The organism is Corynebacterium sp. CCUG 70398 (assembly GCF_024454055.1).
Taxonomy (GTDB): domain Bacteria; phylum Actinomycetota; class Actinomycetes; order Mycobacteriales; family Mycobacteriaceae; genus Corynebacterium; species Corynebacterium genitalium.
In genome coordinates this window covers 1-616 of sequence record NZ_JAGPYZ010000027.1, presented here as the reverse complement: position 1 = coordinate 616, position 616 = coordinate 1, and the positions used below count along the sequence as shown (strand labels likewise).

Here is a 616-nt window from a genome sequence, read left to right as displayed (position 1 = left end):
GACCAAGATCACCAACCTGGACCAAGCCAGGGAATGGACACTGCGCCTGCACGACTTCGGCCAGGTCTTCAAGGCTTTCCTGGACGAGAAAACTCCGGTGTCCAAAGAACGCCGCACCCTTAACCACCAGTGGGAATGGACCCACATCCGAGTGCGCAAGGCGTATCACTCGCTTCTGTACTTATCGCGCAGCAACTGGCTGTTCACCTACCTGCAACCGCCGCCAGAAGCGCTCGAACCTAACCGGTGGGCAGCGACCACCAACAGTCTTGAAGGCGGTGTCAACGCCCAACTCAAACGCATCGCTGACGCCCACCGCGGTAGATCAGGAGAGCGGCAGCGCAAGATGCTCGAGTGGTACCTGCACTCGAAAACGCATCTGCCTGACGACCCGTTAAAGATCGCCAGGCAGTGCGGTTACGGACAAGATCAACTCGCCAAAGTTCCCGACCTTGTCTCAGAAGACCGAAACAAAGCCGACCACCAAACAGGCCGACCAGCCTTCTACGACAACGCTATCCCAACCGACTACGAACACTCGATAGGAATCAGAAAAGGGCCCCTCAAATAACAGAAAGTGTGCCCAACCCGCGACACGCCGACCAGACACACATTT

Annotated in this window: 1 pseudogene; it reads left to right on the top strand. The window is 57.0% G+C overall.

Annotated elements, in window-relative coordinates:
• Positions 1–571 (top strand): annotated as a pseudogene (locus KBX07_RS11330) (IS256 family transposase); the annotation flags it as partial.
• Positions 572–616: the final 45 nt, after the last annotated feature.